Genomic DNA, 21,832 nt, shown 5'->3' with positions numbered 1-21,832 from the left:
GCTACTTTTTTCAATCTAACTCGCAGTCAAATGCACAAGGTTGGGTTCTATACGATTTGCCTTGATATTTAAGGCAGCTTCAACACCCTCCAGCATCAAATCCACATCGCCAATTTGAAGAATTCCTGTAATTTTCTTATCCTTCAGGGCGTCATCCATCACCTTGATCTTTACCGTCGTATAGCGCGCCACTTCGTCAATGACAGACTGCAGGTCTTCATCGTAGAAAACCAACTGACCTGTAGTCCACGAAAGGCGTTTAGCCAGATCACGCTCAGAAACAGATTGTTGGACATTGGTTTCGGTCCTGCCTATGTCGGCAGCCCCGCCTTTACTTACCATGATAGGTGTTTCTTGATATACCAAGGCATCCATTACATTGTTTTGAGCCATGCTTTTGTCTAACCGCCGGGCAAGTGCAACTCGGCCGTCAGTAACAGTCACACTTACCTTGTGTTCAGCCACACGTACGGCAAAGCGTGTTCCCACTGCACGAATAACACCATCCGCTGCGTAGACCAGAAATGGCCTCTCCTTATCATGAGCAACATCAAAGATTGCCTCACCAGCAATCAAACGAACAACGCGTTCTTCCCCGGAATATGACTGCTCAATAATACTATCGGTGTTCAGATGAACCTGTGACCCATCAACCAAATCAACGATCCGCGTCTCACCAACAGCTGTGGCATAATAATTTTCCACATCTGCAGATGGAGATGACAAAAAGATACTCGCTGAAACAACGCCGATGAGCAGGACAGCCACTGCAAAAGCCGTTACCTTAAGGCGCGCCAAAGCCGGACCGAATAGGCCCAGCGGCATCTGACCATTCGCACGCCCCTCCTCCTGTCCTTCCCCTGCCATAAGCGGCGCAAGCCTGCTTAAAGGTTCATTAAGGCCATACCAAAGGTCCGCCGCCTGCTGAATTGAATCCTTGTTCTTCGGATCTTCCGCCAACCAGTCCGTAAAATCTGCACGTTCTTCTGCTGTTAAGTCGCCGCGGTCCAACTTGGCGAGCCAATCCGCCGCCTGTAACTTTTGTTTCTCTTCTTGCCGCAAGGGCACGATGCTTGGATCATCATTCATTTCTGTCGCCTTTACCATTTCTGGCATGCTTACCCGCCGCTGTTTTCTTGTTTATTTCTTTTGCCGAAACCTGCCCCATAAATTCCACACCATAACCGCGCCCTGCCATGACATCCTGGCAGCGCTTAATGCCACGTGCGAAATATTTCTCGACCGTATTAACGGACAAGCCCATTTTCTTGGCTACTTGCTTGTGCGAAAAACCGTATACTCTGCGCAATAAAATCGCCCGTCTGTGCGATTGGGGTAGCGTTTCTAAAGCCTCCCAAAACACCTCTAACATTTGTTTATAATATAGCTCTCGGTCAATTGGGGCTGTATGCGATTCCAGAATAGCTTCATCAATTTCCCATTGTACTTCTCGGGCACTGCGTTCCTGGTCCCGAAAAACAATGTTGCGAGACACCGTGAACAAATAGCTCTTGGGGTGATCAATTTCGCGGGTTTCATTTGCTTCCAATGTACGTGTCAAAGATTCTTGTAATATGTCATCAACATCTGATGGCCTTACAGACAACCTCAACAGACCGCGCACCAGAACATCCCGGTATTCGGCAAAGGTACCCAGTATCCTATTTTTACGCTTCGACATCGCACCCTTTCCATCGCCCTGATACACCGCCACTATGTAATGAGAGCGTTAGGGTTCAGAAACCCGCCATATTTTTTATCATATTTTGATTAATGAACTTATGCCACCGACATTGACGGGACCATCCTCCGTCGCACCAACGTGCCAAACCAAAGACCGAGGTCATCAACGACAACAGAAGCGCCGCAGCCAAGCTCGAGCCGCTGTGGTGCCCAGATCAGGTGAAGACGTATATCAAGCGTCACCAGAAGTGAGACTCAAAAAATGGTGTTTCGGAAGTGGGTGGTCATAGTTTTGGCCACCCATTTTTCATGACTTGAATACGCTCAAATACCGAGCATAATGACGGAACACACCGCGCAAATTTACGCCATGTATGGTTAAGTATGTTGAAATATAAAGAAAATGTGGTGCCCCCGGTCGGACTCGAACCGACACTCCCGAAAGAACCGGATTTTGAATCCGGCGCGTCTACCAGTTCCGCCACAGGGGCCTGTGAGGTGGGCTCTTGTTGAGCGCCGTGCATCATATACACCGCCGCACACACGTCAAGCGCGGAAAAGTGAGATTGTGTGATTGTATTTCCCCGCCCACGTTGCTAACCATCATTTGGCGTAGTGGCGGGGAGCACCAATGCTGAAAAAGCTGTATGACTGGACGATCGCGAAGGCTGAGAGCCCCGCGAGTGAGAAGTGGCTGGCGGGCATATCCTTTGCCGAGAGCAGCTTTTTCCCCATCCCCATCGACCTCATGATGATCCCGATGATTCTGGCCCGGCCCATGCGCGCGTTTCGGCTTGCCACCATCACGCTGGTTGCCTCCGTGCTTGGTGGCATGTTCGGCTATATGATCGGCGCACTGCTCTTTGAAGCCATCGGCCAGCCCATTCTTGAGCTTTATGGCTACCAGGAGGCTTTCGCCACCTTCCAGCAGAACTATGCGGAATATGGTATCCTGATTATTCTGGTGGCCGGGTTTACGCCCATCCCCTTCAAGGTGGTGACCATCGCAAGCGGCGTGGTGAGCATGAACCCTTTTGTGTTTTTCCTCACCGCTATACCGGCACGGGGTGCGCGCTTCTATCTGGTGGCGGCGCTTTTGTGGAAGTTTGGTGACCCGATCCGGGAGTTTATTGAAAAGCGCCTCGGGCTGGTGACAACCGCCTTTGTCGCCCTTGGCATTGCCGGTTTCGCCGCGATAAAGTTTTTGTAAGCGTTCAGGAGAGAACTCATGGCGTCATCCCTTATGTCCCTGCCTAACCGTGAGCCCGTGCTTTTTGCTGGCCTAGTGGCGGCGGCGCTTCTCTTGAGTGCGTTTGCCTTCCAATATGCGGGCTATCCGCCGTGTGAGCTGTGCTGGTGGCAACGTTACCCCTATATGGGTGTGATTGCGGTTGCCCTTGTTGGCAAAGCCATGCGCGCGTTGCCGCAGGGGTTGGTGCTCATAGTGCTCGCGCTTCTGTTCGCTTTAGACGCAGGCATCGCTGCCTTCCATTTTGGGGTGGAGCAGAAATGGTGGGAAGGTCTCGCCACCTGTTCAGGTTATGTGAATATGGGCGGCAGCGTTGATGACGCGCTTGACGCCATCATGAACGCGCCCGTTGTGAGGTGCGACGAAATAGCATGGTCCTTGTTTGGTATATCAATGGCGGGTTATAATTTCCTTATCGCAACAGGGATGACCCTGTTTATGTTGAAAAAAGCCAAAGATGCCTGAAGCCGATGAGCAAAACCGAGCCAACACATAAAGCCACTACCGAGAGACAGACACCGGCACGCCCGCTGCCCGGTGACCGTGGTTATACGGCGGAGACAGAGCGCATGCTGCGGGTGGACCACGCGGGCGAATTTGGTGCCGTGCGCATTTATGCGGGCCAGCGCGCCGTGCTGGGTGAAGGCCACCCGCGCGCCGGGCTTTTCAAGCATATGTATGAGCAGGAAGAGGTTCACCTCGCCCGCTTCAACAAAATGATCACTGAGCGCGGCGTGCGCCCGACCCTTATGGCGCCTTTCTGGCATGTGGCCGGGTTTGCGCTTGGGGCCACCACGGCGCTAATGGGTGAGAAAGCCGCCATGGCCTGCACCGCCGCCGTGGAAGAAGTGATCGACGACCATTACCAGCACCAGCGCGACAGCCTCGCCGCGCGCGACGATGCCCACCGTGACCATGAGCTTGAAGAAGTGATTGAGACCTTCCAGGCGGAAGAGGTGGAGCATATGGAAATCGCGAAAGCCCACGGGGCCGAAGACGCCACCGGCTACCCCCTGCTGTCCGGCCTCATCAAGGCCGGGTGCCGTACCGCGATCTGGATCTCCAAGCGGGTTTAACGCCGTCTCTTAAAACCCAAATCCAAATCATAGCTGACAATTATTGTCAGCTATCCCATCGTATAGTCTTGCCCACGATAAAACCGGGGCAACAACCATGCGACACGAGACGATAGCAACCGAGGTAAATTCACCCGAGATCAAGACCGCTTACGAACAGCCGGCGGCAGATTCCGCGCATATCTGGCGCTGGATATTGGCCGCAGCCGGGCTTTGCATATTACTGGGCTTTATTGCGGGATAAACAAACCGCCGCGTACAAGTACAATCAGCGCAGTTCAACCCTGCCGTTTGGGGTGTTCAGGATGAGCGTGAGCTCAGGGGCTTCTGCGCTGTCTAACTCAAACGGCAACCCATAAGCCTCAGCAAGACCATGTAGCGTTTTTGCAGACGGCCCGCCTAGCACAAGGGCCTCTATCTCCGTGCCCGACGGTGATGTCATGGCAGGGTGCGGCTCTGTCATCCACTCAATCGCGAACTGGAAGGTATTGTCGCCCCAGTTTAAGCCTGAGAGGGATACTGTGCGCCAGCTCAGGCTCGTGCCGTCAGGTTTCTGCCTGCCACCTTCGCGTACCTCACCCAGCTCTAGGCCTTGAGCCTGCAACAGGGCGGGTGCTTCATCAGCGCTTCGCATGCCAAGCGCAAAACCCGCAATATGTGCATGGGCATAAGTGGCGGCACGCTCGCCCATCATATCAGGTGTGACGCCCTCTTTCGGCCCTGCGATTTCGAGATAAGTACAGGGCCCGAGCTGCGCCAGATAGTTGGCGGTTACACCATTGCTGTGCGCGCCGCCATATACCGGCTTCACACCTGTGAGGGCTTCAAAGCGCAAGGCATAGGCCGCCAAATCTGGCACCGCATACACCACATGATCAAGGGTAATGGCACCATCACAGCCGTCCTGCGCCTTGACCACAACACTGCCGCCCGCACACAAAAAACAAGCCGCCATAAGCGCCCACAACTTTCCCCATATATTTGTCATTTATTGCTCCAACCCATAATCTAGGAAGGTGCGCCATACCCCCAGCGCACACTGATACAAGCATGATACCCGCTTGATGACGCGACAGCCATTACCTCACACATCCTGTATGAGGTTCGGCGCCCAGCGCTCACGCATATCGCGACAGCTAAACCGGCCTATTGCTCCAGCTCGGCATCCCAATAAAGAAAATCCCGCCAACTTTCATGCAGATAATTTGGCGGGAATTGGCGACCACTTGCATGCAGCTCCTGATTGGTGGGCCTATGGGGCCAGCGCATGGGAAACATGCTGGCTTCTTCGGGCGTGCGGCCACCCTTCCTCAAATTGCACGGCGCGCAGGCGGCGGTAATATTCGTCCAGCTTGTACGGCCGCCATAAGTGCGCGGGATCACATGATCAAAGGTCAGGTCTTCCGTTGCGCCGCAATACTGGCAGGTAAATTCATCACGCAGGAAAAGGTTAAACCGTGTGAAAGCCGGATAGCGCGGCTGGCGCACATATTTTTTGAGCGCAATCACGCTCGGCAGATGGATTGCCGTAGAAGGTGAATGCACCTGACGTTCATATTGTGAAAGAATGTTTACCCGGTCGAGGAAAACGGCCTTCAGTGCCGTTTGCCAGTTCCACAGGCTGAGCGGAAAATAGCTGAGCGGCCGGTAATCGGCGTTCAGCACCAAGGCCGGGCAACTATCCGGCGAAGGCAAATGGGGTGCAAAATTAACACCCATGTTCCTGTCCCCCTAACTGATCGTCGTGACTTATACACAACCTGATCATACTGGGAACCGACGTCCACCGTCGGTCCCGCCCTGATGGGCATCAACTCCGACACGTCCGAGAATCAAGATACAGTGTTACGCCTTAATGACAAAGCTTTATCTTGTGCCGGATCAGGTAAAAGAATCAGGAAAATGCTGGGGGAATGATTCATTTTTGCCTTCGTCAGATAGTGGAAGGGGGGCTTATGCCCCACCTTCTTCAAACACAGCTTTCCAGCGCACCTGCATCTCCTCCGCACTCAGGTCTTCAACCTTCTGCTGCAGGAACCAGCTGTACCCAAACGGGTCCGCCACAAGGCCGGAAAGATAGCCATAAAACTGCTTCTCCACACCGCGCATGGACTGGCACCCTGCTGCCACCGCACGGTCAAACGCCGCTTGCGCATCCTCGACCTCAACGGTGAACTTCACCGGACACCCGCCAATGGTGACGGGGCTGAGCGCGCCAAAATCGGGATACTCATCGGCGATTTGCAAGAGCGTATCACCGATCATGAATTCGGCGTGGCCGATCACACCGTCCGGTCCCTCAAGGCGGAAAACCTCCCGCGCACCGAAAGCCTCCCCGTAGAACGCCAAAGCCTTCTTCGCGTCTTTCACGGTCAGATAAGTACTGACGAGTTTTACCGCCCCGCCTTTATTTTTGCTGTCGTCACTCATGGCCTGCTCCTCTGTAATGTCATTGCTCTGGCTCTTCGCCCGCTTCCGCTTGATCGAGCGAATCATTTATGTTACGTTACGTAACGTAATTAAGAAAACGAGTCAAGCAGCATGGCAAAGAGCCCAAAAAATCAAGACACCGGGAAACCGGCCCGTGGCCGCCCGAGAAGCGAAAAGACCCGGTCGGCTATCCTCAAAGCCACGGCAGAACTAACCCGCGAAAACGGCGTGCCCGGCGTGACGATTGAGGCCGTGGCAACGCGCGCGGGCGTGGGCAAGCCCACCATCTACCGCTACTGGGCCAACGCGCATGAGCTGGTGATGGCCGCGCTGATGGAAACAGCTCCAAGCAACGAGGCAGAAGCGCCGGTGGCCGACGACCCGATTGAAGCGCTTCGGGCTGTGCTACACCGCATTGCAGAAACATTCGCCAGCACCACAGGCCGTTATGTAGCCATGATGTTGGCCGCAGCCAATGAGGACAGCGAGGTTTCAAAAGCCTTCCGCAGCCATTTCATTCGCACCCGCAGAAGCGAAGCCGCAGCTGAACTGAGCCGTGCGGAGGCAAATGGCCTGCTCCGCGATGGTGCCGATATGCAGCTCGCGCTTGATATGATGTTTGGTGCGGTGTTTTACCGCCTGTTGATGGAACAAAAACCGCTTGATAAAGCCGCGATGGACAGACTGCTTGACACTGCCCTCCATGGGCTTCTGCGCCCCTAAAGGGTGCCTCGCGTGTTTCTTGTTTTCTTTCAGCCACGGCTTTCCTAAGCTGCGCCCATGAACAGGCCAGACCCCACATGCGTCACGCGCTTTGCGCCCAGCCCCACGGGAAGGCTGCACAAGGGCCATGCTTATTCGGCGCTGATGGCATACCGCTATGCCAAGACGCGTGGCGGGCGTTTCCTGCTGCGTATCGAGGATATCGATACCACCCGCTGCAAACCCGAGTTTACGGACGGTATTTTTGAAGACCTCAAATGGCTTGGCCTCACATGGGAAGAGCCTGTGCGCCAGCAGAGCCAACATTTTGACGACTATCAGGTCGCACTTCAGGAACTGAAGGCCAAAGGGCTTGCTTACCCGTGTTTCTGTACCCGCAAGGATATTGAGGCCGAGATCACCAAATCAGCCTCCGCGCCCCATGGGCCGGACGGGCCGATCTACCCCGGCATATGCAGGCATTTGAGCGGGGCCGAACGCACGGCGAAGACTGCCGCAGGCACGCCCCACGCCTGGCGGCTTGACCTTGAGGCTGCTCTCAAACTCATCGGTGAGCCCCTAGAGTGGCTGGATGAGGTGAAGGGCGTGATCCGCGCCACACCGGAAGAGCTTGGCGATGTGGTACTGGCCCGCAAGGATACACCAACAAGCTATCATCTGAGTGTGGTGGTGGACGACGCGCTGCAATCCATCACCCATATCATCAGGGGGGAAGACCTGTTCCACGCCACCCATATTCATGTGGTACTGCAACGTCTCTTTGGCTACCCCACACCCGTCTATCTTCATCACGGGCTTATGCTGGATGAAGGCGGCCAGCGGTTTGCAAAACGCAACAAGTCCGTCACGCTTGAAAGCCTAAGAACAGCGGGGGTTGACCCCACCGCGTTGATGGCAGCGTTGACACCATAAAAAAGGCCCCGCTATGCAGCGGAGCCTTCATCTGTTTTCGGTATTTCGACAGCTTAGCCTGTGGACCTAGCTGCCGGTTTTTGCGCAGGTGTAAATTCTGGTAGAAAAAGCGATCGGATCTTTTGAGGTCGCCTCCCGCACATAAAGAAGATACGGCATGCCCTTTGCGCCTTCCTGAAACTTATAGTAGCGGTCTGGTACATCCGCACTGGCAAAATAATATGTAGGGATAGACTTGCTTGGGCGGAACGACATGGCACCTCCCTGCGAGCCTTCATACCCGATAGTCACAGGGCGACGACGCCGGGAATCGAAATCAAGGCTGTCGATCACCTCAGCATTGGCATCTGTTATCAAAGCAACATCGCTTGACTTCAGCTCCAGTCGGAAGTCCCAGTTGCCCAAAACCATATCTTCAACCCGGTCTTTTGAATGGTGCCGTAGCTCGCGCACAAACATATGATAGCCGCGCAGCGTATCATCATTCATCACCGAGGTTTCGCTGATGGGCATGGCCAACAGGTCACGTACTTCCTCGGTTTGAAGGGGTTGCGCGCACACAACGTCCAGCTTGCCTGCTGCTTGTGTGGCTGTGCTTGCTATCACCATAGCGCCAACACTTGTGGCCACAGTTGCCAGCGTGCGCCCGATGGTTGACTTACGGGTTCTGTTCGTCATGTTCATCTCCATCTGCCCCAAGGGCCATATGTGACATGCCACCACTCGCACACAAACTCTACCGCCTGCCACCCCAATCGACTTGAACGATCACCATAGCGTAAATGAAACGTAAAGCATATACCTTTGTAATCGTTGATTGTAATTTACATCTAATTACTTATGCCAAAAGTTATGTCGCTACACCCGAAGCGACCAAAAACAGGCATGGCCTGCGTCAATCTGTCCGGGCTTGTGGTCACGCTCCATAGGTTTATAGTGGGCGAAAATAACTGGCAAAGGTCTCCCCATGAACTTCCTGTTTTTCCTCGGCCTCCTTTTTATGTTCATCACGCTCGCGGTATTTTTTGTGGGTGTTGGTGGCATGTCCAAGGGCGGCGATTTTAACAAAAAATACGGCAACAAGCTGATGCAGGCGCGGGTTGCGTGTCAGGCGCTCGCTATCCTTTGTTTTGTGCTGTGGGCCTTCTCAAGCTAGATGGTCAAGCTCACCAGAATATACACGCGCGGCGGCGACGGCGGACAAACCTCCCTCACCGGCGGGGATCGTGTGGCGAAAGATGACGCCCGTATCGAGGCTTACGGCACCGTGGATGAAGCCAACGCCGCCATTGGTATCGTGCGCCTCACCACCGAAGGCGTGCCGGATACCATGCTCATGCGTATCCAGAACGATATGTTCGACCTGGGCGCTGACCTCTCAACTCCCGGTGAGGATTTCACGCCTAGTGAGATGACACTCAGGATCACAGACGCGCAGGTCACCCGGCTTGAGGAAGAGATTGATGCGCTGAATGCAGACCTCTCAGCACTCACCAGTTTTGTACTGCCCGGCGGCACACCCGCAGCGGCGCACCTGCACCTCGCGCGCACCCTTGTGCGGCGCGCGGAGCGGAAGACAATCACCGCAAGCCGCACCATGCCAATCAACCCGGCAGCGATAAAATATTTGAATCGGCTGTCCGACCACCTATTTGTCCTCTCAAGGTATCTGAACAAAAAAGGTTCAGGTGACGTTTTGTGGGTGCCAGGCGGTAATCGGTAACGTGTTGTCCGCACCGAAAATCCGGTTTTTGCTGCACTGCATTGACTCGGGTTTTTATCTGGTTTAACGCTTTGTACCCCTAAATTTTCCAAGGGCTGGGGCCATTTTCGCCTCGGCTTTGTCAACATAGGTTCCCCGGGCTTTGTTGCCCTGCACAATAATGGGAGAGAGAACCCCATGAAGATCATGGTCCCCGTCAAACGGGTAGTCGATTACAACGTGAAAGTTCGCGTAAAATCGGACAATACCGGCGTCGAACTCGCCAATGTTAAAATGTCCATGAACCCTTTTGACGAGATTGCTGTTGAAGAAGCAATCCGGTTGAAGGAAGCCGGTAAGGCAGACGAAATTGTTGTTGTTTCCATCGGCCCCAAAGCCGCACAGGAAACCCTGCGCACAGGCCTTGCCATGGGCGCAGATCGCGGCATCCTCGTTGAGCATGACGGCGAGAGCGAGCCGCTCGCGGTTGCGAAAATCCTCAAGGCTATTGTGGAAGAAGAAGAGCCCGGCATCGTGCTTCTCGGCAAACAGGCCATTGATGATGACTGTAACCAGACCGGCCAGATGCTCGCGCAAATGCTTGGCTGGCCGCAAGGCACCTTCGCCAGCGAAGTGGTGGCCGATAGCGACAGCGTCAATGTCACCCGTGAGGTTGACGGCGGGCTTGAAACCGTGAAGCTGAAGCTTCCGGCCGTGATCACCACCGACCTTCGCCTTAACGAGCCGCGCTATGCATCGCTGCCGAACATCATGAAAGCGAAACGCAAGCCGATTGATGAGAAGAAGCCGGAAGACTTCGGGGTTGATATGGCAACGCGCCTTAAAACCCTGAAAGTTGAAGAGCCGCCAAAACGCGAAGCCGGCATCAAAGTTGAAAGCGTTGAAGCCCTTGTCGCCAAGCTTAAAGAAAAGGGAGTAATCTAATGACCGCTCTCGTAATTGTTGAACACGATAACGCGTCGGTGAAAGACGCAACGCTCGCAACCGTAACCGCGGCCAAAGCTTTTGGTGACGTGCACGCGCTTGTTGCGGGCTCCGGCTGCGGCGGGGTCGCTGAAGCTGCCGCGAAAATCGACGGTGTGTCCAAAGTGCTGGTGGCCGATGATGCCGCTTATGCGCATCCGCTGGCGGAAGAGCTGGCAGCCGTGGTGCTGTCTATCGCTGGTGATTATGACGCGATCCTCGCGCCAGCCACGACATCAGGCAAGAACTTCCTGCCGCGCGTAGCCGCATCTCTTGATGTTGCCCAGATTTCGGACATTATTGAAGTCGTGTCTGAAGACACTTTCAAGCGCCCGATTTACGCTGGCAACGCCATCGCAACCGTGCAGTCGTCTGACGCCAAAAAAGTCATCACCGTGCGCGGCACGGCGTTTGACAAGGCAGCCGCTGAAGGTGGTTCTGCCACCGTTGAAAATATCGCAGCAGCCGGCAAGGCAGGCGTGTCCGAATATGTGGGTTCCGAGCTTTCGAAATCTGACCGTCCTGAACTGACCTCCGCCAAAATCATCATCTCTGGTGGTCGCGGCATGGGCTCCGGCGAAAACTTCAAGATCATTGAAGCTGTGGCTGACAAGCTTGGCGCCGCCGTTGGTGCATCCCGCGCCGCTGTGGATGCTGGCTTTGTGCCAAACGATTATCAGGTTGGCCAAACCGGTAAAATCGTGGCGCCTGAGCTTTATATTGCCGTTGGTATTTCGGGTGCGATCCAGCACCTTGCCGGCATGAAGGACAGCAAGATCATCGTTGCGATCAACAAGGACGAAGAAGCCCCGATCTTCCAGGTTGCGGACTACGGCCTTGTGGCTGATCTCTTCGAGGCAGTGCCTGCTCTCGAGAAGGCTCTCTAAGCCTACAGACAATCAGAAATTAAGGGCGCTTCTATAGCGCCCTTTTTTTAAACGTGATAATAAGAAGCCAGATAAGGCTCTGAAAACAAAGCTTCGAAAGAAATAAGAATGGTTGAGAAGGTAGGGGTTATTGGCGCGGGCCAGATGGGTAACGGCATCGCGCATGTCAGTGCGCTCGCGGGCATGAATGTGATGCTTTCCGATGTCAGCATGGAAAAGGTTGAGCGTGGCCTTGAGATCATCAAAGGCAACCTCTCCCGCCAGGTTGGCAAGGGCAAAATCACCGCTGATGAAATGGATGCCGCCCTCAAACGCATTAAAATTGCTGATAGCTTGAGCGCGCACTCGAGCTGCGACCTTGTTATTGAAGCGGCGGTCGAGAACGAGAAGATCAAAACCACGATCTTCAAGGAATTGTGCCCGCACCTGAAATCAAGCGCGCTTGTGGCATCAAACACATCCTCGATCGCGATCACTCGCCTCGCAGCGTCAACCGACCGGCCAGAGAAATTCATGGGTGTTCATTTCATGAACCCGGTGCCGCTCATGCAACTGGTGGAACTGATCCCCGGCATTGCGACATCTGAAGAAACCTTTGAGCGTTTCAAGGTGTTCACCGCCAAGCTCAACAAAACCACTGTCATTTCGGAAGATTTCCCGGCCTTTATCGTCAACCGCATTTTGATGCCGATGATCAATGAGGCGATCTACACGCTTTATGAAGGCGTAGGCAGCGTTGAAGCGATTGATAATGCCATGATGCTGGGTGCCAATCACCCCATGGGGCCGCTCACGCTGGCAGACTTTATCGGCCTTGATACCTGCCTTTCCATCATGCAGGTGCTGTATGATGGACTGGCGGACAGCAAGTATCGCCCCTGCCCATTGCTGGTGAAATATGTTGAAGCCGGATGGCTTGGCCGCAAGGCCGGGCGCGGTTTTTATGATTACCGCGTTGAAGGCGACCCGGTTCCGACCCGCTAACCCAACCGGTTAGACAAGCGCCAAAAATGAAAAAGCCGCCTCATTTGAAGCGGCTTTTCTTTTTATCTGGTCAGGAGCATCCAAGCCAGAAGAAGTAAAGCTTATTATTGCTCTTTCTCTTTCTGCTCCAGAGCGGCTTTATATTCAATAATGGTATTTCTAAGCTCAGCCTGAAACGCTTTATCAAAGCCTGCGAGCGCGAACGCCGCTTCTGTCGCTGCTATTGCTTCACTGTATGACCCAAGTTGCGCGAGCGCGTAACCATAGTTTGCGGCCACTGCGGCTGAGTTTGGTAGCAACTGACGAGCCGTGCGCAAAGCAACCCGTGCTTCCGAGAACTCAGACAACATCAAATGTGTATGCCCGAGTTTTGCATAGAGCTGACCGTCACCCGCAACCTTGGTGACAAGCTCCTTCAGGTCAGCTTTAGTGCCCTGATAGTTGCCTAGCACACTATAAGCATAAGCCCGGTTCTTGAGTGCTGACTGATAATCAGGTTTCAACGCTATCGCCTTTGAAAGTGAGGCCACAGCGTCTTCCATCTGGTTCATGCGGTAATAGGCCGACCCCTTGATATTATGGGCCAAAGCATCGCTCCCGCCTTTTTCCAAGAGCTTGTTCGCCGTTGCCAGGGCATCTACATATTGCGCATTCTCAAGCTGCATGTTGGCGATGGATGTCAGGTGTTCACTTGAAAGCAAACCAAGCTCTTCAAGGCCGCTCATCAACTCAATCGCCCGATCACGGTTGCCTGCCCGGTATTCCGCAATCGCTTGCGCTGAAATCAAGCTGCCTTTGATCTGGCGGTTGGTATCATCATTCTCAGAGGCTTTAACTTCCGTGGCATACTCAATCGCCTTGCGGTAATTCTCAGCTGCTTCCTTGCCGTTACCAAGCGCCACATTCGCAGCGCCTGCAGCCGCTTGCGCGTCCGCATCTGCCGCATCTTGTACCGTGAGCGGCTTGAGCACCTCAAGCGATGGTCCCGGGAAGCCGGTGCGCACAAGGCTTTCGGCCAGCGAAAGCCTCACTTCACGGTCTTCCGGATATCTATCAAGGAACAGTTGCAGATATTTTGAGGCGATTGAATATTTACCCGCGCGGAACGACACCAAGCCATAGAGGCGGGTGGCGGCCGGGTAAACACCAATCAAATCGCCGGTGCGGAGCAGCGTTTCCTGTGCTTCCTGCAGGTTACCTTTTTCTGCCAGAATAAACGCTGCATAAAACTGGGTGATAGAATAGTTTGGCGCGATGGCAATCGCCCGGTCCAGTGTTTCTTCCGCTTTCTCTATATTGGCAACGTCCATGTAGGCTGCGATCAACTCGAGGAGAGCGTGAATATAGGTTGATTGCAGTTCAAGAGAGTTATTTAAAAGCTCAATTGCCCGCTCAGGCTCACCTTTCGCGCGCGCCACCGAGCCCATGATATACTCAGGCATCGCATTACTATCGTCTTTACCGTGAGCTACCTGTGCCGCCGCCTTCGCGGCGTCCAAATTGCCCTCGCCCAACTCCAGAAGCGCGATACCAAGATCAACCCGGTAGTTTTGAGGTTCCATCTCTGCTGCGGCTGCGTAATATTTGCGCGCAAGCTCAATATCATCTCCCTGCACCGCCAGATCAGCCTGAAGCATCAGGGCTTCAAAACCGCCGCTGCCGGACAGCATGACATTGCGAAGCTCTGCCTTGGCATCCTCTAGCCTGCGCTGCAGCATATAGGCCGAGCCCATCGGCAGTGCGGTCTGGGAACGAATGGCACCGCTGTTGCGTGCTTTTTCAATCGCAACCTGGGCCGCGACTCCGTTAAACTGGCCCAGATAAATATCTGCAAGGACCAGAAAATCATCCGTACCAGCAATATTGAGCTGCTCTTTTGCACGAATAACCTTGATGGCCTTATCCGATTGACCATCCTCCACCAGTTTTTCGAGCGCAGCCTTGTCATATCCGGCCAACTCGTTGGAATCTAAACCTAATTCGCTGGAATCCCCACACGCAGCGAGAAGTAACGCAACCACTAAACCATATTTCCGAACCATGCTGTGAGCCGCCCCTGTCAGATATTTGCGTACTTCTTACAATTTTAATAGAATTTCGTCCAGAATTTAGATATAAGGACATCAAATCACATTGTCATGGGATATTTAAAAATGACGGTTCTAAAGAAAATCTTCGCGGTAGGCTTTGCCTTGGCATCGGGTATCGCATTTTCAAATGCAGCTTCGGCGGCCACTATTTATGGCGAATTACAGGCTGATGCGGGCGTCTACTCCCCGATCGCTTTGGGAGAATCTGTTGCGCTCGACGGCTGCGGATCGTCCTTTGACACCAATCCCAACGTGAATGTGCAGGGGACATTGACTTCCCTTTGCAACGGAGTCACTGACCTCGCTCCATTCGATTTCACCTGGAGTATTTACGAATTTGATGGCGTCGCTACCTATTCGTTCCTTGGTTATGTTGTCGAGGAAACGGTTGCACCGATCCTGACAACCGGCGGCATTGGTGACCTCATTCAGGCAGCGGGTACTTATTTCCTAAGCCTTAACGTGACCCTGTCTCCATCCTCTTCCACATTCGCTTTGCCTGGCGGTGATACCGGTGCATTCCAGCCGAACCCCGGCAACTTATCTCCGAACTCACACTCAGCATTCTCGAACGTTGCGCTGATTGTTGGTCCGGCGCCTGTGCCTGAACCTGCTGGCGCGCTTCTGCTGTTGCCTGCACTGGTTTACATGGTACGCCGCCAGCGCAAACAGCGCGGGAAAGCTGCTGCTTAATTAAGCGGCTGAAACCAATCACTGAAAAACCCGGCGTCTGCCGGGTTTTTTTATGGCGTGCACTCCAGAACCCGCGGCCCCTCACGCGTTAACACAAGCCCTTGGGCGCTGAGGCCCCTCAGGACTTTGGCGGCATCTGTGGGCATAAGGGCAGCAACATGCGTGAGGCCAGCGGCAAACGCGGCCGAAGGCGCACGGATAATCACACCGTCGGTCCCCCACTCTTCTTTCGCGAACAACATATCCTGCCGGGCATCATAAAGGGCTGCGCTGCCGTATCCCTCCCCAAAACATGCCAAGGCGCCATCCCTGAGGGTGATGGGCAGCCTCGCGCCGTCTCCGGATGCGTTCAAGCTGAAGTATACGCGCCATTCCTGTGGGCCAAACGCCCGAATACAGCCATCAAGGTCTACAATGCCCTGGTGCACCCCAGCTTCCTGCAGCGCCTTGACGGCAGCATCAACCACAAAGCCCTTGGCGATCGCACATAAGTCAACCTGCAAGGGCCTGCTGAGCCGGACAAGGTTTTTCACCGAAAGGTCAATATCGGTCCAGCGTGCTGTACCGCCTGTGCCCGCTGCAGCAACATCAAACGCACCGTCTGAACGGTACGCGATCTCATTCGCGATCCTGAGCATCTGCCATAGCGGGGTTGAGACATAATGGCTCTCCCCAATCGGCGCTGCCAGCAGGCGCATCAATTCGCTTTTTGTGCTCTCCGTGTCCACCATGCCGGTTATCAGGTCCACCGCTTCAAATGCCCGCCTGATCACCCGCGCCGCGCAAAACCCATGGAGCCCGAGTGTCGTGATGCTCATGGTGGCACCCATCACGGGTTTTGAACGTGACATCTTCTGGCAACAGGTCATCGGTCCCCTTCCTTTATATCGCAATTTACCTGTGGCGGTGCTCCGCCACACCTACGCCACAAAAACCAGCACACTCGCGCCACACTCCTGCCTACAGACCCGCCACACATGTGTGGCGTAACAGGTGGTTCGGCGGCGCTGCATTTGGCCTGAAGATCAGTATAATTAATAATCATTCTTAATTGCAATACCAAAGATGGGCACCTCTTTTCGTCTTTGCTTTATGAGGGATCAAACACGCTCGCACCCGCATCCGCGGTGTGTTATGTGCAATAGTCTCTCTTAGGCATCTGGAGGAACCCACACCATGCCCGCCCTTAAAATTGTCATCGGAACAAAGACTTATTCAAGCTGGTCCCTGCGCGGGTGGCTTGCTGTTGCCCATACCGGCCTGGTTTTTGAGGAAGAGAAACTGACGCTGGACACGCCGGATTTTTACGCACGCATTGGTGCACTTTCCCCAAGCAGGACCGTGCCGGCGTTGCATCATGGTGCGACGGTGGTGTGGGATTCGCTCGCGATTATCGACTATTGCGCGCGCATCGCCCCGCAGGCTTACTGGTGGCCGGAAGATGATGCGGCTTATGGTTTCGCCCGCAGCATCTGCGCCGAAATGCACTCTAGTTACATGGGCTTACGCACATATGCGCCCATGAACCTCAGGGGCTCATGGTCCGATATGGAGCTCTGTGAGGCTGTCGAGAACGACGTGAAAAAGGTCACCGCACGCTGGGATGAAGCCCGCGCTCGCTTTGGCGGTGCTGGTGATTTCCTGTTTGGTGACTTCAGCGCGGCAGACATGATGTTCGCCCCCGTTGTGGCCCGACTTATCACCTACGGCATTGAGGTCAGCGAAACATCTCGCGCCTATATGGATGCCGTGCGCGCCCACCCGCTGGTGGACGCATGGTACAAGGACGCGGCCCTTGAAAATGAAGTTGTTGCGCAGGACGAAATTCCCATTGATGCCAAGCGCTTAGGCTAGATTTTACCGTCCGCCAGTGCGTCAAAAAATGCTATTGTTTCCGGCGCTTCCCAGTGCCGGAGGCGATAGGATGTCGCTTTTATCAAACCGTCCGGCCCTATGATAACTGAGGCGGGCCCTGTACCGTTTCGCCGGAAATCCGGGTCCATCGTCAGGTCTCGCAGGATGCTCAGGTGATACGGTGTATAAGGCGCAAGGCCTTCAATGCCCCAACGGTCAAGGGTGCGCTTTGCCTGGTGGATGTTGCCTTCGTCAAGGCTGAGAGCGACAATTTCCATACGGTCATCCCCCATCTCGCGCTGAAGTGCGGCGAGGCTACGCAGGTGGGCGCGACAGCCAAGACATTCCCGACCATAAAAGGTGACGATAAGAGCTTTGCCTGCCTTCTCACCGAGCGTCTCAACGGTTTTTTTGGTGCCGTTGAAATCAGAGACCACTTTCATATCAGCGACTTGCACTTCACCGGCCTTCACGTTCAGGCCACTGAGGTCGCCAACAAGGTAATCATCCACATCAGCCGCAAAAGCGTTGCTGGCCGATAGGCTGGCTAAAAGAACGAGTGAAAAACCTATCAATTTACGCATCATCATTCCCCAATCATGCAATCATTGAACGGGTTGATAATAGCACAAATGTGGGCCTACAACGATGACAAGAGTGTGAATTTCAAAAACTGAAAGCCTAGATTTTCCCGGCTGCCAGCGCTTTGAAAAGCTCAAGCGCCTCTGGCTTGTCCCATTTCAGGGGGCCAAGAAACAGGGCTTTCACCTCGCCGTCACGCCCGACCACATAACTTGTGGGCAGGGCGCCGTCAGCCAGATCAAAAGCGATTTTCATTGTGGGCTCGGCATAAAGCGCGAGGCCTTCAATACCCCATTCCTCAAGGGTTTCTTCCGCCTGCGGAATGCCGCCGCGATCCACAGTAATCGCCACCACTTCAAAGTTTTCGCCGCCCAGCTCATGCTGCAGATTAGCAAGCTCTTTCATCTCCGCGCGGCACGGCGCGCACCAGCTTGCCCACAAGTTCACCAGCATGGCCTTGCCTTTGAGGCTTGAAAGCGGCGCTTTGCTGCCATCCTCGAATATAATTTCGTGCGACGGCAGCATCATTGGCTCTTCAGGCAAGGTCAGCTTTGCCATTTCGCCTTTCAGGTAAGAATTTATCGGTGCATCCGCCGTTGTCGGCGTTATAAACACTCGATAAGCTGCAACGCCCAAAAGAGCGACCACGATGGTGGAAAGTATGAGGACTTTTTTGGGCATCCACTGACTCCGGGTTACAAAGGTACGTTAGCGGCCACAAACATATAGGCGCTGATTGGAAAGGCAAGACTGGCATGGATCACAATAACGACAAAAACAAGCAAAAGGGCCAATCCATGTGGGGTGGGCGCTTTGGTGCGGGCCCTTCTGCCATCATGCAGGAAATCAACGCCTCAATCGGGTTTGACCGCCGCCTGTACGCGGAAGACATCGCGGGCTCAAAAGCGCACGCAACCATGCTGGGCGCACAGGGTATTATCCCGACCGATGATGTTGCCGCGATCCATAAGGGGCTTGATCAGGTCAAAGCTGAGATTGAAGCGGGCGAGATGGTTTTTGACCCCGCACTTGAAGACATCCACATGCACGTGGAAAATCGCCTGCGCGAGATTGTGGGCGATGCTGGCGCGCGGCTTCATACCGGCCGTTCCCGCAACGATCAGGTCGCGACAGACTTTCGGCTCTGGGTGCGTGAACGCTGTGACGAGCTGGACCATGGCCTCAGGGACCTGCTGAGCACACTTCTTGATCAGGCTGAAAAACACGCTGGTTCGGTCATGCCCGGTTTTACACATTTGCAGACTGCGCAGCCGGTTACGCTTGGCCACCATTTGATGGCCTATCATGAAATGTTTGCACGGGACCGTGCACGCCTGAAAGACTGCCGCGCGAGGGTGAACGAAAGCCCGCTGGGCGCCGCAGCCCTTGCTGGCACCAGCTTCCCCATTGATCGGCACATGACGGCTGAGGCCCTTGGTTTTGACCGGCCGCTGGCCAACTCGCTTGACGCGGTATCCTCGCGGGACTTCGCGCTTGAGTTTTTGTCTGTGCTCTCAATCTCGGCCGTGCACCTGTCACGCCTTGCCGATGAGATCGTGCTGTGGGCCACGTCCGCCTTCAAGTTCCTTGAACTTTCAGACGGCTTTTCAACTGGTTCGTCTATCATGCCGCAAAAGCGCAACCCTGATGCAGCCGAGCTTGTGCGTGCCAAGGTTGGCCGCATCACGGGCTCCCTGAATGGCCTTCTGATGGTCATGAAGGGCCTGCCGCTTGCGTATTCAAAAGACATGCAGGAAGATAAAGAACCTGTTTTCCAGGCTGTGGACGACTTTGTGCTGTGCCTTGCCGCCATGACCGGCATGATGGCTGACCTGAAGCCCCGCACGGACGAGATGGCCAAGGCAGCGAGCCTCGGTTTCTCAACCGCCACAGACCTCGCTGATTGGCTGGTACGCGTGCTTGGACTACCGTTCCGCGACGCTCACCACGTGACAGGCACCGTGGTAAAAGAAGCGGAAACACAAGGTGTTGACCTTAAAGACCTGCCACTTGATGCCATGCAGGCGGTTGAGCCGCGCATCACGGAAGATATCTATTCTGTCCTCAGTGTTGAGGCGTCTGTCACCAGCCGCACCTCGTTTGGCGGCACCGCCCCTGAAAATGTGAAAGCTGCGGTCCAGGCCGCGCGGGAGACGTTGAAATGAAACAACTGATCAAATCTGTCGTCATCATGAGCGTGCTTTTATGCACTGGCGCCAGCCTGAGTGCATGCGGGAAAAAGGGCGATGTCAAGCCACCGCCAAGCTACCAGAACAGCAACGATTAAAGTGAGCCGGAGACCCGATGGACCATTTCCAGTATAAAGACGGCGCGATGCATGCCGAAGATGTTGCCCTTTCGCAAATCGCGGAAGAGGTCGGCACACCGGTATATGTATACTCGACGGCGACGCTCAGGCGTCACTACAGGGTTTTCAAGGAAGCCTTCGCCGACATTCAGCCGCTGATCTGCTTTGCGGTGAAAGCCAACAGCAACCAGGCGGTGCTGGCAACCCTTGCTCGTGAGGGTGCGGGGGCGGATGTGGTGAGCCTGGGAGAGCTGATGCGCGCTCTCAAGGCTGGCATACCCGGTGAGCGCATCGTCTTTTCAGGTGTTGGTAAAACCGATGAGGAAATGGAAGCCGCGCTCCACGCTGGCATCAAGCAGTTCAGTGTGGAAAGCGAAGCCGAGCTTGAGGCACTAAATGTGGTTGCTGGCCAGCTCGGCAAAGTCGCCCCTGTTTCAATTCGGGTTAACCCGGACGTGGACGCCATGACCCACGCGAAAATTTCAACAGGCAAGTCTGAGAATAAATTCGGCATCGCGTGGCAAAAGGCAGATTCGGTCTATGCCCGGATCAAAGAACTTCAGCATGTGAAAGCCGTTGCCGTTAACCTGCACATCGGCTCACAGCTCACCAGGCTTGAGCCCTTCAAAGAAGCCTTCACCCGCGTGGTCGCGCTCGTGAAAGACCTGCGCGCCAAAGGGCATGACATCACGCATATCGACCTCGGGGGCGGCCTTGGCATTCCTTATGACCCTGAGGCGGAAGCCCCGCCTGCCCCTAGCGCTTATGGCGAGATGATCCAGGACGTTATGGGGAATATCGACTGTGACATCATCCTTGAGCCCGGCCGTTTGATTGCTGGCAATGCGGGCGTTCTGCTCAGCAAGACAATCTATGAGAAGCGTGGTGAAAACCGTATTTTCTATATCATAGACGCCGCAATGAACGACCTGACCCGGCCCGCGATGTATGACGCCTACCACGCTATTGCGCCTGTGGTTGAACCTTCATCAGCCGAGACAGCTGTGGCGGATTTTGTCGGCCCCGTGTGTGAAAGCAGCGACGTATTCGCGAAAGACCGCAAGACAACACCGCTTAAAAGCGGGGACCTGGTGGTGATCAAATCGGCGGGAGCTTACGGTGCTGTGATGGCCTCAACCTACAACAGCCGCCCGTTGGTGCCCGAGGTGCTGGTGGACGGTGACAGGTTCGCGGTGATCAGGAAGCGTCAGTCGCTTGAGGACTTGCTGGCGCTCGATACCTTGCCGTCCTGGCTGTCTGACGACGAGGTCTGAAGAACCTCTTCCGTTTCATCCCGCTCCTGCTTGCGCCGGTTGGCAAGAGCCTTGTTAACGGCGCCCAACAGTTGGTCCATGGTGAAGGGTTTTGAAAGAAGCCCTTCAATAAGGAGCGACAGGTTATGGGCGCGCTGGCGCTCATTCGCAAAACCGGTCATCAAAATAATGGGAACATGTGGGCGCGTTGCCCGTACCTTGAGCGCAAGGGAAATACCGTCCATCATCGGCATCGCAATGTCTGAAACCAGCAGGTCGAAGTGATGGTCGTTCATCAGCTCCACAGCCTGCGCACCGTCACTGGCCACGAGGACCGTGTGCCCATGCAGGTTTAAGGCGCGGCTAACATAGTCGCGAACAGTTTCTTCATCTTCAACAACCAATACCCGTGCCACTGGGGT

At 54.7% G+C, this 21,832-nt stretch carries 27 protein-coding genes and 1 tRNA gene; 16 read left to right on the top strand and 12 right to left on the bottom strand.

Going from position 1 to position 21,832, the window contains the following annotated elements; genetic code table 11:
* Window positions 1-15: 15 nt before the first annotated feature.
* From ACOOGA_RS12380 to ACOOGA_RS12370, 3 genes are all read right to left on the bottom strand, one after another.
* Window positions 16-1,116: a FecR family protein gene (locus ACOOGA_RS12380; RefSeq protein ID WP_420428786.1), complete on the bottom strand. Its 1,101-nt coding sequence runs from the start codon at window positions 1,114-1,116 to the stop codon at window positions 16-18.
* Entirely contained in the window at window positions 1,082-1,681 is a 600-nt protein-coding gene (locus ACOOGA_RS12375) for an RNA polymerase sigma factor (protein ID WP_417459816.1), read from the bottom strand. Before ACOOGA_RS12375 ends, ACOOGA_RS12380 begins: the two co-directional genes overlap by 35 nt.
* Window positions 1,682-2,089: 408 nt before the next feature.
* Window positions 2,090-2,174 (bottom strand) — tRNA-Leu (locus tag ACOOGA_RS12370).
* 140 nt (window positions 2,175-2,314) lie between these two features.
* Here ACOOGA_RS12370 and ACOOGA_RS12365 point away from each other — a divergent pair.
* The 4 genes from ACOOGA_RS12365 (at window position 2,315) to ACOOGA_RS12350 (ending at window position 4,252) form a co-directional block, all read left to right on the top strand.
* Window positions 2,315-2,893 (top strand): YqaA family protein, encoded by a 579-nt coding sequence (locus ACOOGA_RS12365; RefSeq protein ID WP_417459815.1) that lies wholly within the window; start codon window positions 2,315-2,317, stop codon window positions 2,891-2,893.
* An 18-nt stretch (window positions 2,894-2,911) separates the two neighbouring features.
* A complete protein-coding gene (locus ACOOGA_RS12360; protein WP_417459814.1) occupies window positions 2,912-3,397 on the top strand; it encodes a disulfide bond formation protein B in 486 nt (161 codons plus the stop codon).
* 5 nt (window positions 3,398-3,402) lie between these two features.
* A complete protein-coding gene (locus tag ACOOGA_RS12355) occupies window positions 3,403-4,008 on the top strand; it encodes a demethoxyubiquinone hydroxylase family protein (RefSeq protein WP_417459813.1) in 606 nt (201 codons plus the stop codon).
* Window positions 4,009-4,105: 97 nt separating this feature from the next.
* Entirely contained in the window at window positions 4,106-4,252 is a 147-nt protein-coding gene (locus ACOOGA_RS12350; RefSeq protein WP_420428784.1) for a hypothetical protein, read from the top strand.
* 24 nt (window positions 4,253-4,276) lie between these two features.
* Here ACOOGA_RS12350 and ACOOGA_RS12345 read toward each other — a convergent pair whose 3' ends face one another.
* The 3 genes from ACOOGA_RS12345 to ACOOGA_RS12335 form a co-directional block, all read right to left on the bottom strand.
* The gene (locus ACOOGA_RS12345; RefSeq protein WP_420428782.1) at window positions 4,277-4,996 is read right to left on the bottom strand and encodes a VOC family protein; all 720 of its coding nucleotides are present in this window, start codon (window positions 4,994-4,996) and stop codon (window positions 4,277-4,279) included.
* A 158-nt stretch (window positions 4,997-5,154) separates the two neighbouring features.
* Window positions 5,155-5,727, bottom strand: coding sequence for an HNH endonuclease (locus ACOOGA_RS12340; RefSeq protein ID WP_420428780.1), 573 nt, complete (start codon window positions 5,725-5,727; stop codon window positions 5,155-5,157).
* Between the two features lie 234 nt (window positions 5,728-5,961).
* Window positions 5,962-6,438: a VOC family protein gene (locus ACOOGA_RS12335; protein ID WP_417459809.1), complete on the bottom strand. Its 477-nt coding sequence runs from the start codon at window positions 6,436-6,438 to the stop codon at window positions 5,962-5,964.
* Window positions 6,439-6,549: 111 nt separating this feature from the next.
* Between ACOOGA_RS12335 and ACOOGA_RS12330 the strand changes: the two genes are divergently transcribed.
* Window positions 6,550-7,161, top strand: coding sequence for a TetR/AcrR family transcriptional regulator (locus ACOOGA_RS12330; RefSeq protein ID WP_420428778.1), 612 nt, complete (start codon window positions 6,550-6,552; stop codon window positions 7,159-7,161).
* 57 nt (window positions 7,162-7,218) lie between these two features.
* A complete protein-coding gene (gene gluQRS, locus ACOOGA_RS12325; RefSeq protein WP_420428776.1) occupies window positions 7,219-8,073 on the top strand; it encodes a tRNA glutamyl-Q(34) synthetase GluQRS in 855 nt (284 codons plus the stop codon).
* A gap of 66 nt (window positions 8,074-8,139) precedes the next feature.
* Here the strand turns inward: gluQRS and ACOOGA_RS12320 are convergent, their stop codons facing one another.
* Entirely contained in the window at window positions 8,140-8,751 is a 612-nt protein-coding gene (locus tag ACOOGA_RS12320; RefSeq protein ID WP_417459806.1) for a hypothetical protein, read from the bottom strand.
* 289 nt (window positions 8,752-9,040) lie between these two features.
* Here ACOOGA_RS12320 and ACOOGA_RS12315 point away from each other — a divergent pair, with 289 nt between their 5' ends.
* The 5 genes from ACOOGA_RS12315 (at window position 9,041) to ACOOGA_RS12295 (ending at window position 12,630) form a co-directional block, all read left to right on the top strand.
* Window positions 9,041-9,229 (top strand): twin transmembrane helix small protein, encoded by a 189-nt coding sequence (locus ACOOGA_RS12315; protein WP_417459805.1) that lies wholly within the window; start codon window positions 9,041-9,043, stop codon window positions 9,227-9,229.
* Entirely contained in the window at window positions 9,230-9,796 is a 567-nt protein-coding gene (locus tag ACOOGA_RS12310; RefSeq protein ID WP_417459804.1) for a cob(I)yrinic acid a,c-diamide adenosyltransferase, read from the top strand. It begins immediately after the preceding gene.
* 177 nt (window positions 9,797-9,973) lie between these two features.
* Window positions 9,974-10,720, top strand: a complete 747-nt coding sequence (locus ACOOGA_RS12305; protein WP_417459803.1) for an electron transfer flavoprotein subunit beta/FixA family protein — start codon at window positions 9,974-9,976, stop codon at window positions 10,718-10,720.
* Window positions 10,720-11,646, top strand: a complete 927-nt coding sequence (locus ACOOGA_RS12300) for an electron transfer flavoprotein subunit alpha/FixB family protein (RefSeq protein ID WP_417459802.1) — start codon at window positions 10,720-10,722, stop codon at window positions 11,644-11,646. Before ACOOGA_RS12305 ends, ACOOGA_RS12300 begins: the two co-directional genes overlap by 1 nt.
* A gap of 108 nt (window positions 11,647-11,754) precedes the next feature.
* Window positions 11,755-12,630, top strand: coding sequence for a 3-hydroxybutyryl-CoA dehydrogenase (locus tag ACOOGA_RS12295; protein WP_417459801.1), 876 nt, complete (start codon window positions 11,755-11,757; stop codon window positions 12,628-12,630).
* Window positions 12,631-12,734: 104 nt separating this feature from the next.
* Here ACOOGA_RS12295 and ACOOGA_RS12290 read toward each other — a convergent pair whose 3' ends face one another.
* Entirely contained in the window at window positions 12,735-14,672 is a 1,938-nt protein-coding gene (locus tag ACOOGA_RS12290) for a tetratricopeptide repeat protein (RefSeq protein ID WP_417459800.1), read from the bottom strand.
* A 111-nt stretch (window positions 14,673-14,783) separates the two neighbouring features.
* On the opposite strand from ACOOGA_RS12290, the gene ACOOGA_RS12285 reads away from it, so the two are divergent.
* A complete protein-coding gene (locus ACOOGA_RS12285; protein WP_417459799.1) occupies window positions 14,784-15,413 on the top strand; it encodes a hypothetical protein in 630 nt (209 codons plus the stop codon).
* A 50-nt stretch (window positions 15,414-15,463) separates the two neighbouring features.
* Here ACOOGA_RS12285 and ACOOGA_RS12280 read toward each other — a convergent pair whose 3' ends face one another.
* The gene (locus ACOOGA_RS12280) at window positions 15,464-16,264 is read right to left on the bottom strand and encodes an FAD:protein FMN transferase (RefSeq protein ID WP_420428774.1); all 801 of its coding nucleotides are present in this window, start codon (window positions 16,262-16,264) and stop codon (window positions 15,464-15,466) included.
* A 325-nt stretch (window positions 16,265-16,589) separates the two neighbouring features.
* On the opposite strand from ACOOGA_RS12280, the gene ACOOGA_RS12275 reads away from it, so the two are divergent.
* Complete coding sequence (locus tag ACOOGA_RS12275) at window positions 16,590-17,267, top strand: glutathione S-transferase family protein (protein WP_417459797.1); 678 nt, start codon at window positions 16,590-16,592, stop codon at window positions 17,265-17,267.
* Here the strand turns inward: ACOOGA_RS12275 and ACOOGA_RS12270 are convergent.
* Window positions 17,264-17,851: a TlpA disulfide reductase family protein gene (locus ACOOGA_RS12270; protein WP_417459796.1), complete on the bottom strand. Its 588-nt coding sequence runs from the start codon at window positions 17,849-17,851 to the stop codon at window positions 17,264-17,266. The two genes, ACOOGA_RS12275 and ACOOGA_RS12270, sit on opposite strands and share 4 nt — an antisense overlap.
* Window positions 17,852-17,948: 97 nt before the next feature.
* On the bottom strand, window positions 17,949-18,530 hold the full coding sequence (locus tag ACOOGA_RS12265; RefSeq protein WP_417459795.1) for a TlpA disulfide reductase family protein: 582 nt from the start codon (window positions 18,528-18,530) through the stop codon (window positions 17,949-17,951).
* A 74-nt stretch (window positions 18,531-18,604) separates the two neighbouring features.
* Between ACOOGA_RS12265 and argH the strand changes: the two genes are divergently transcribed.
* Genes argH through lysA form a run of 3 tightly spaced genes read left to right on the top strand, consistent with a single transcriptional unit; the run spans window position 18,605 to window position 21,431 of the window.
* Complete coding sequence (gene argH, locus ACOOGA_RS12260) at window positions 18,605-20,014, top strand: argininosuccinate lyase (protein WP_417459794.1); 1,410 nt, start codon at window positions 18,605-18,607, stop codon at window positions 20,012-20,014.
* The gene (gene lptM, locus ACOOGA_RS12255) at window positions 20,011-20,136 is read left to right on the top strand and encodes an LPS translocon maturation chaperone LptM (protein WP_417459793.1); all 126 of its coding nucleotides are present in this window, start codon (window positions 20,011-20,013) and stop codon (window positions 20,134-20,136) included. The genes argH and lptM overlap by 4 nt, the downstream gene beginning before the upstream one ends.
* A gap of 17 nt (window positions 20,137-20,153) precedes the next feature.
* Window positions 20,154-21,431 (top strand): diaminopimelate decarboxylase, encoded by a 1,278-nt coding sequence (gene lysA, locus ACOOGA_RS12250; RefSeq protein ID WP_417459792.1) that lies wholly within the window; start codon window positions 20,154-20,156, stop codon window positions 21,429-21,431.
* On the opposite strand, the gene ACOOGA_RS12245 is transcribed toward lysA, so the two are convergent.
* Window positions 21,365-21,826 (bottom strand): response regulator, encoded by a 462-nt coding sequence (locus tag ACOOGA_RS12245; protein ID WP_417459791.1) that lies wholly within the window; start codon window positions 21,824-21,826, stop codon window positions 21,365-21,367. The genes lysA and ACOOGA_RS12245 overlap by 67 nt on opposite strands.
* Window positions 21,827-21,832: the final 6 nt, after the last annotated feature.

The sequence above is a fragment of the Kordiimonas sp. genome (assembly GCF_965216265.1).
GTDB lineage: Bacteria > Pseudomonadota > Alphaproteobacteria > Sphingomonadales > Kordiimonadaceae > Kordiimonas.
This window is presented reverse-complemented; position numbering and strand designations above follow the sequence as displayed.

Coding starts and splice junctions, on each gene's coding strand:
- gluQRS (WP_420428776.1), top strand. CDS start 7,219: ATGAACAGGCCAGACCCCACATGCGTCACGCGCTTTGCGCCCAGCCCC.
- argH (WP_417459794.1), top strand. CDS start 18,605: ATGGATCACAATAACGACAAAAACAAGCAAAAGGGCCAATCCATGTGG.
- ACOOGA_RS12320 (WP_417459806.1), bottom strand. CDS start 8,751: ATGACGAACAGAACCCGTAAGTCAACCATCGGGCGCACGCTGGCAACT.
- ACOOGA_RS12340 (WP_420428780.1), bottom strand. CDS start 5,727: ATGGGTGTTAATTTTGCACCCCATTTGCCTTCGCCGGATAGTTGCCCG.
- ACOOGA_RS12270 (WP_417459796.1), bottom strand. CDS start 17,851: ATGCGTAAATTGATAGGTTTTTCACTCGTTCTTTTAGCCAGCCTATCG.
- ACOOGA_RS12300 (WP_417459802.1), top strand. CDS start 10,720: ATGACCGCTCTCGTAATTGTTGAACACGATAACGCGTCGGTGAAAGAC.
- ACOOGA_RS12360 (WP_417459814.1), top strand. CDS start 2,912: ATGGCGTCATCCCTTATGTCCCTGCCTAACCGTGAGCCCGTGCTTTTT.
- lptM (WP_417459793.1), top strand. CDS start 20,011: ATGAAACAACTGATCAAATCTGTCGTCATCATGAGCGTGCTTTTATGC.
- ACOOGA_RS12275 (WP_417459797.1), top strand. CDS start 16,590: ATGCCCGCCCTTAAAATTGTCATCGGAACAAAGACTTATTCAAGCTGG.
- ACOOGA_RS12290 (WP_417459800.1), bottom strand. CDS start 14,672: ATGGTTCGGAAATATGGTTTAGTGGTTGCGTTACTTCTCGCTGCGTGT.
- ACOOGA_RS12375 (WP_417459816.1), bottom strand. CDS start 1,681: ATGTCGAAGCGTAAAAATAGGATACTGGGTACCTTTGCCGAATACCGG.
- ACOOGA_RS12285 (WP_417459799.1), top strand. CDS start 14,784: ATGACGGTTCTAAAGAAAATCTTCGCGGTAGGCTTTGCCTTGGCATCG.
- lysA (WP_417459792.1), top strand. CDS start 20,154: ATGGACCATTTCCAGTATAAAGACGGCGCGATGCATGCCGAAGATGTT.
- ACOOGA_RS12335 (WP_417459809.1), bottom strand. CDS start 6,438: ATGAGTGACGACAGCAAAAATAAAGGCGGGGCGGTAAAACTCGTCAGT.
- ACOOGA_RS12295 (WP_417459801.1), top strand. CDS start 11,755: ATGGTTGAGAAGGTAGGGGTTATTGGCGCGGGCCAGATGGGTAACGGC.
- ACOOGA_RS12315 (WP_417459805.1), top strand. CDS start 9,041: ATGAACTTCCTGTTTTTCCTCGGCCTCCTTTTTATGTTCATCACGCTC.
- ACOOGA_RS12365 (WP_417459815.1), top strand. CDS start 2,315: ATGCTGAAAAAGCTGTATGACTGGACGATCGCGAAGGCTGAGAGCCCC.
- ACOOGA_RS12355 (WP_417459813.1), top strand. CDS start 3,403: ATGAGCAAAACCGAGCCAACACATAAAGCCACTACCGAGAGACAGACA.
- ACOOGA_RS12350 (WP_420428784.1), top strand. CDS start 4,106: ATGCGACACGAGACGATAGCAACCGAGGTAAATTCACCCGAGATCAAG.
- ACOOGA_RS12380 (WP_420428786.1), bottom strand. CDS start 1,116: ATGCCAGAAATGGTAAAGGCGACAGAAATGAATGATGATCCAAGCATC.
- ACOOGA_RS12345 (WP_420428782.1), bottom strand. CDS start 4,996: ATGACAAATATATGGGGAAAGTTGTGGGCGCTTATGGCGGCTTGTTTT.
- ACOOGA_RS12280 (WP_420428774.1), bottom strand. CDS start 16,264: ATGTCACGTTCAAAACCCGTGATGGGTGCCACCATGAGCATCACGACA.
- ACOOGA_RS12330 (WP_420428778.1), top strand. CDS start 6,550: ATGGCAAAGAGCCCAAAAAATCAAGACACCGGGAAACCGGCCCGTGGC.
- ACOOGA_RS12310 (WP_417459804.1), top strand. CDS start 9,230: ATGGTCAAGCTCACCAGAATATACACGCGCGGCGGCGACGGCGGACAA.
- ACOOGA_RS12265 (WP_417459795.1), bottom strand. CDS start 18,530: ATGCCCAAAAAAGTCCTCATACTTTCCACCATCGTGGTCGCTCTTTTG.
- ACOOGA_RS12305 (WP_417459803.1), top strand. CDS start 9,974: ATGAAGATCATGGTCCCCGTCAAACGGGTAGTCGATTACAACGTGAAA.